We start from the raw sequence: 5,968 nt of genomic DNA, 5'->3' as shown, positions 1-5,968 counted from the left end.
AGCATTGAGGGGATCGCCGCCGAGGCGGGGGCCGGCAAGCAGACGATCTATCGGTGGTGGCCGGGAAAGAGCGACCTGGTCGCCGAGGCGCTCATCGAGGGCTTCCTGATGCCCGAACACTTCGCGCCCAGCTTCACGGGGACACTGCGAGACGATCTGGCGAGCTGGATGCGTATCGTCCTGGACTTCGTCGATGACCCCGGGCATGACGAGATGCTCCGGTCGCTGCTGGCAGCGGGAACGACCAACCCTGCGATCGGCGAGCGCATTCGCGAGCGACTCGGGGCTGACGGTGACCTCGTGCATCGGCTCGAAAAGGGCGTGACCGATGGCGAACTGCCGCCGACAGCACCCATCTCCTCGATCATCGAGCTTCTGGTCGGCGCGATCGTCCTACGCGTCTTCGCGCCCTCGAACCGGGACGACGGTGAGGCCGAGCGGCTCGTCGACGTCGTCCTCGGAACCCACACCGCACGCGGCCAGTGAGTCGCGACGGATAGAATCGACGGATGTCGCGGCATCCGCGATACCCTCGCGCGCAGCGCATCCCCGACCCAGGAGTTCCTCCGTGGCCGAGCAGTCCCGCCTCGACAAAGTGATCGCCCTTGCCCGCCACCGCGGGTTCGTCTTCCAAGCCGGCGAGATCTACGGGGGCTCCCGCTCCGCATGGGACTACGGCCCGCTCGGCACCGAGCTCAAAGAGAACATCCGCCGTCAGTGGTGGCAGACCTTCGTCCGCGGGCGCGGCGACATGGTCGGCCTCGATTCCTCGATCATCCTGCCCAAGCGCGTGTGGGAGGCATCCGGGCACGTCGCGACCTTCACCGACCCCCTCGTCGAGTGCCTGCAGTGCCACAAGCGGTTCCGCGCCGACAACCTCATCGAGGACTTCGAGGCGCGCAAGGGTCGCACCGCCGAGAACGGGCTGGCCGACGTGCCGTGCCCCAACTGCGGCACGAAGGGCCAGTACACCGAACCCCGCGCGTTCTCGGGTCTGGTCAAGACCTACCTCGGGGTCGTCGACGACGAGTCGGGCCTGTACTACCTCCGCCCCGAAACCGCGCAGGGCATCTTCGTGAACTTCACGAACGTGCTCACCGCGAGCCGCAAGAAGCCGCCCTTCGGGATCGGTCAGGTCGGCAAGGCGTTCCGCAACGAAATCACCCCCGGCAACTTCATCTTCCGAACCCGCGAGTTCGAGCAGATGGAGATCGAGTACTTCACTCCCCCGGCCGAGGCTCCGGAGTGGTTCGACCACTGGGTCGAGGCGTGCTGGGACTGGTTTACCGACCTCGGTATCGACCCAGCGAACATGCGGCGCTTCGATGTGCCCGAGGAGGATCGCGCCCACTACTCCGCCGGCACGATTGACGTCGAGTACCGCTTCGGGTTCCCGGGCAAGGAGTGGGGCGAGCTCATGGGGGTCGCCAACCGCACCGACTACGACCTGAAGAGCCATGCCGAGGCATCCGGGCAGAGCCTGACCTACTTCGACCAAGCCTCGGGCGAGAAGTACACCCCGTATGTCATCGAGCCCTCGTTCGGGCTTACTCGCGCCATGATGGCGTTCCTCGTCGACGCTTACCGCGAAGAAGAGGTTGCCAACGCGAAGGGTGGCACCGACACCCGGACCGTCTTGAAGCTTGACCCGCGCCTGGCGCCGGTCAAGGTCGCTGTGCTGCCGCTGTCGCGCAACGAGGCACTCTCGCCGCTCGCGCGTGGGCTCGCTGATCGCTTGCGCGGGCACTGGGCTGTCGATTTCGACGATGCAGGCGCGATCGGTCGCCGTTACCGCCGACAGGACGAGATCGGTACCCCGTTCTGCGTCACCGTCGACTTCGATTCCCTCGACGACAACGCCGTCACGGTGCGTGATCGCGACACGATGGCCCAAGAGCGTGTGCCGCTCGAGAGCGTCGAGGCCTATCTCGGCGAGCGCCTCACCGGCGCCTGACACAGGCTGCGGAATCGAGGGTGAGTATCAGCCCTTGGCGGCAGCCTTCATCGCCTTCTTGTGCTCTCGCACCTTCGCAAGGGACTCGGGGCTGGTGATGTCAGCGACGCTGCGGAAGGACCCTTCTTCGCCGTAGGGAGCGGAGGCCTCGCGCCATCCGTCCCCGTCGTACCCGTACTGCTTTCCCAGCAGGGCGAGGAAGATCTTCGCCTTCTGCTCCCCGAACCCGGGCAGCTTCTTCAGTCGTCTCAACACCTCGGCGCCATCGGGTTCGCCCCGCGTCCATATCTCGGCGGCATCGTCATCCCAGTCGGTCGCGACCGCCGCACACAGCGCCTGCACCCTGCCCGCCATCGATCCCGGAAACCGGTGCACGGCCGGGGTCTGGCGGAACACCTCGACGAATGCTTCGGGGGCGTACGCCGCCAGGGCGGATGCGGAGAGCTCTCCCGTTCGTTCCCTGATCTTCTTCGGGCCTGTGAAGGCGGTCTCCATCGCGATCTGCTGATCCAGCAGCATCCCGATCAGGAGGGCCAGCGGGTCATCCGACAGCAGACGGTCAGCAGCCTCGTCGCCGGTGATGTGCAACTCCATGTCATCAGTGTTCCACGCACCTCCCTCCTTCAGCCCAGTTGTCCTTCGCTCAGCCGACTTGTCCTCCTTTCAGCCGACTTGTCCTTCCTTGAGTCGAGTTGTCCTTAGTTGCTCGATGTGGGTGAAGGACAACTCCCGCGGAGGAAGGACAACTCGCGCGGAGGAAGGACAACTCGGCTGGGATTGGGGCTCGCGCGGATGGTGGAGGATGGAGGAATGGCCGAATCCGCGTTCGAGAAGCTGGTCGAACACGCCAGATCCGAGCACGTCGTCGTTGTCGGTGCCGGGATCGCCGGACTGGTTGCCGCGCTGGAGTGCGCGAAGGTCGGGCTGCAGGTGACGCTGGTTGAAGCATCCGAGCGTCTCGGCGGCGCCATCGCGCGCGCCGAGGTCGCGGGTATCGCTGTCGACCTCGGCGCCACGGGCTGGGCTACCCGAAACGGTGCAGTCGACGCGCTCGTGGCGGAACTGGGTCTCGGCGATGAGGTGGTCGAGCCGGCGAACGCGGATGTCTGGGTCGCGGTTTCCGGTGGGGTCCAGCCCTACCCGGAGCAGACCGTGGCCGGCATACCGGCGAATCCGTGGGATCCGATGGTGCGCCGCGTGATCGGGTGGGCCGGCACCTGGCGGGCCTATCTCGACCGGCTGCGCCCGCCGCTGACCATCGGGAAAGAACGCAACCTCGGCACACTCGTTCGTCGTCGCATGGGCGGGCAGATTCTGGGCCGGCTCGTTGCCCCGCTGATGCGGGCCCGGTACGGACTGGTCCCCGACGCGGTGGATGTCGGCCTCATCGCGCCCGGACTGAGTTCGGCACTGACGCGAACCGGATCGCTCGCCGCCGCGGCTGGCGAATTGCTGGCGGTCGCCGACGACGAGTCAGGGGTTCCGCCGATCCGTGGCCTGGTGGGCGGACCGACACGTCTGGTCGATGCCCTGATCGCGCGCCTTGGCGACTACGGGGCTTCTGTCATCACCGGGGCGCGAGTATCCCAGCTCACGTCCTCGGGCGGTTCCTGGACCGTCACCCTGGATACCGTCGATGAGACGCAGACACTGGCCGCTGACGCCGTGATCGTCGCAACGGAAGCTGCCGACGCCACCCGCCTCGTGCCCTTCTCCGTCCCTGAGCTCCTGACGCGCGAACTCGTGCAGGATGTCGTCACGCTCGTCGCCTCCGCGCCGGCACCCGAGGAGCAGCACACCACCGTCTTCACGCTGAACCCCGCAACCGAACCGGTTGTCGCGTCGGACGAGACCGCGCGCTGGACCGGTACTGTCACCGGGGTGCGCGTGGCCCGCCTCACGTATGGTGACCTCGAGACCGCGCCCCCGACTGCCGCGCTCAGTGACGACGACGTTTTCGTCAAGGCGGCGCGTGAGGCTGAAGCCTTGCTCGGTCTACCCGCTGACGCGGTTGTCGAAGCGCGTCGAGACCGGTGGGTGCAGCCGCCGGCCGCCGTGATGCGGGGGCGAGACGAGGCAGCCCAGACGCTGCGAGAGCGGGTAGGCAAAGTGCGCGGTCTCGGGCTCGTCGGGGCGTGGGTGTCGGGCCCGGGCCTCGCGCGCGTCGTCGCGCACGCGCGCGAGGAGGCTGAGCGGCTCCGTGTCAACCTCCTGTGGGGGACACATGCCGATGGCGTTACGCTGGGTGAGGACCACCCGCTCGACAAGCGTGAGGAGACCCCATGAGGGGCAAAGCAGGACTCGTCGTCGGACTCGCCGTGGGCTACGTGCTCGGGTCGCGTGCCGGTCGGCAGAGATACGAGCAGATCAAGTCCCAGGCTCTGAAGGTCTGGAACATGGAGCCCGTGCAGAAGCAGGTGGGCAAAGCGAAGGACTTCGCGAAGTCCAGCGCGATGGCGTTGCCGAGCACCCTTTGGGACTCGGCGGTCAAGGTGACCAAGGCTGCCACCTCGAAGGGGACCGCGGGCGAGCGGCTCGACGCCGCGGTGAAGGCCGGGAAAGACTCCGTGGATGCCGTCAGCAGCGCAGCGGACACGTCCGCCGACGCTGTGAAGCAGGCAGCCGACGAGGCGATCGACGACATCGCCAAGGCAGCCGGCAAGGAGTGACATGAGCGCCCCTCGAGAATTCCGCGATCGGGCGAACGATTCCCTTCTCTCGCTCCTCGGCGAGCTTCCGGAACTGATACGGAACCTGATTGTCGCCGAGGTCGATGCCGCGAAGGCATGGGCGCGGCAGGCGGGGAAGGATGCCGGGATCGGCGTCGTCCTGTTCCTCGTCGCCCTGTTCGTGCTGTTCTGGTCGTTGCCGGTGTTCGGTACCTTCCTGATCGCCGGGCTCTCGTCGTGGTGGCCGGTGTGGCTGTCGGCGCTGGTCGTGTTCGCCGCCCTCCTGGTCGTGACTATCGTGTTCGCCCTGCTCGGCGTGCTGAGATTCCGGAAGCTCACCCGCAGGCGTAACCCCGCCCAGGCTGTCAGCCAAGACATCAAGGAGATCCGTGATGAGCTCTGAGACCGGCGTTCCCAAGACAGCGGTAGACCTGTCGCTCACGGACCCGGTCGAGAGGGCCCGGGCAGAGTTGAAGGCCGCGCTCGCTGCCATCGAAGACAAGACCAACGTTCCCAAGCAGGTCTCGAAGGCCACCGACAGCGCGGTGACGAAACTGCGCCGCTTCTCGCAAGAACACCCCGTCGCGACCGTCACTCTCGCCGTGGTGAAAGCGGCGGCCGTGGGCGCTTTGGTGTGGTGGGGCGTCAACTCCTACGTCAACAAGTAGCCCCGCAGCAGCCACGAGGTGACCATCTCGTGACCTTTTGACCGCGACATCCCCCGAGCGTGGGGGTTATGCTCGGACAACAGGCAGCGCGATGATGCGGAAGCTGCCGACGACGTAGTTGCCACCATCCTGTGACCCGAGGTGACACGTCGTTCGGCTGCTCGAACGTCGGGCGGTCGACTCCGCATCGATGAGTCGATCATGAACCGAGCACCGTCCAAGACCGCCGCCAAGCCACTGGCCGGGTGGCGTGTTCTGGTCCCCCGCGGGGGACCCTGGGGCGACTCCGTCGCCGCGACGCTGCGGCGCCAGGGCGCCGTACCTGTCATCGCGCCGCTGATCAATTTCGCGCCCACAACTGACCAGACAGAGCTCGAGTCGGCGCTAGCGGCCCTTGCGGCGGGCGATTTCGACTGGGTGACGCTCACGAGTGCGACCACCGTCGACGTCCTCTATGCCTACCGCGCCGTCATCCCCCCGCAGACGAAGGTCGCCGCGGTCGGAGAAACCACGGCTGCAGCGCTGCAAGCCGTCGGGTACCGCGTGGATCTCGTACCGGACCTCGACAATTCAGCCGCGGGCCTGGCAGGCCAGATGATTGACCTCGAACCCGAGCCGCGCGACATCCTGACACTGCGCAGCGAGACGGCGAAGCCGGTGCTCACCGGAATGCTCAC

Annotated in this window: 8 protein-coding genes; 7 read left to right on the top strand and 1 reads right to left on the bottom strand. The window is 66.9% G+C overall.

Annotated elements, in window-relative coordinates:
* Both B3587_RS03285 and B3587_RS03280 read left to right on the top strand, forming a co-directional pair.
* Positions 1-486 (top strand): TetR/AcrR family transcriptional regulator (locus B3587_RS03285; RefSeq protein WP_292726531.1); only part of this gene is annotated, 486 nt, incomplete at its 5' end.
* 82 nt (positions 487-568) lie between these two features.
* Complete coding sequence (locus B3587_RS03280) at positions 569-1,954, top strand: glycine--tRNA ligase (RefSeq protein WP_292726529.1); 1,386 nt, start codon at positions 569-571, stop codon at positions 1,952-1,954.
* 27 nt (positions 1,955-1,981) lie between these two features.
* On the opposite strand, the gene B3587_RS03275 is transcribed toward B3587_RS03280, so the two are convergent.
* Positions 1,982-2,548 carry an HhH-GPD-type base excision DNA repair protein gene (locus tag B3587_RS03275; RefSeq protein WP_292726527.1) on the bottom strand — a complete coding sequence of 189 codons (567 nt, stop codon included), beginning with the start codon at positions 2,546-2,548 and terminating at the stop codon, positions 1,982-1,984.
* Positions 2,549-2,764: 216 nt separating this feature from the next.
* Between B3587_RS03275 and B3587_RS03270 the strand changes: the two genes are divergently transcribed.
* From B3587_RS03270 to B3587_RS03250, 5 genes are all read left to right on the top strand, one after another.
* Positions 2,765-4,240, top strand: coding sequence for a protoporphyrinogen/coproporphyrinogen oxidase (locus B3587_RS03270; protein WP_228178327.1), 1,476 nt, complete (start codon positions 2,765-2,767; stop codon positions 4,238-4,240).
* Positions 4,237-4,623, top strand: coding sequence for a hypothetical protein (locus B3587_RS03265; RefSeq protein ID WP_228178328.1), 387 nt, complete (start codon positions 4,237-4,239; stop codon positions 4,621-4,623). The genes B3587_RS03270 and B3587_RS03265 overlap by 4 nt, the downstream gene beginning before the upstream one ends.
* A gap of 1 nt (position 4,624) precedes the next feature.
* Positions 4,625-5,026, top strand: a complete 402-nt coding sequence (locus B3587_RS03260; RefSeq protein ID WP_228178329.1) for a phage holin family protein — start codon at positions 4,625-4,627, stop codon at positions 5,024-5,026.
* On the top strand, positions 5,016-5,291 hold the full coding sequence (locus B3587_RS03255; protein ID WP_292726523.1) for a hypothetical protein: 276 nt from the start codon (positions 5,016-5,018) through the stop codon (positions 5,289-5,291). The genes B3587_RS03260 and B3587_RS03255 overlap by 11 nt, the downstream gene beginning before the upstream one ends.
* Before the next feature lie 201 nt (positions 5,292-5,492).
* The coding region (locus B3587_RS03250) for a uroporphyrinogen-III synthase (RefSeq protein ID WP_292726521.1) at positions 5,493-5,968 on the top strand (476 nt) is incomplete at its 3' end.

Source organism: Microbacterium sp. UBA837, assembly GCF_002296025.1.
Taxonomy (GTDB): Bacteria; Actinomycetota; Actinomycetes; order Actinomycetales; family Microbacteriaceae; genus Microbacterium.
The sequence above is the reverse complement of the archived record's forward strand: the minus strand, read 5'-3'. Positions and strand labels throughout refer to the sequence as shown.

Bases quoted from the DNA above. Each gene is read 5' to 3' on its own strand.
- B3587_RS03270 (WP_228178327.1), top strand. From the start codon at position 2,765: ATGGCCGAATCCGCGTTCGAGAAGCTGGTCGAACACGCCAGATCCGAG.
- B3587_RS03265 (WP_228178328.1), top strand. From the start codon at position 4,237: ATGAGGGGCAAAGCAGGACTCGTCGTCGGACTCGCCGTGGGCTACGTG.
- B3587_RS03260 (WP_228178329.1), top strand. From the start codon at position 4,625: ATGAGCGCCCCTCGAGAATTCCGCGATCGGGCGAACGATTCCCTTCTC.
- B3587_RS03255 (WP_292726523.1), top strand. From the start codon at position 5,016: ATGAGCTCTGAGACCGGCGTTCCCAAGACAGCGGTAGACCTGTCGCTC.
- B3587_RS03275 (WP_292726527.1), bottom strand. From the start codon at position 2,548: ATGGAGTTGCACATCACCGGCGACGAGGCTGCTGACCGTCTGCTGTCG.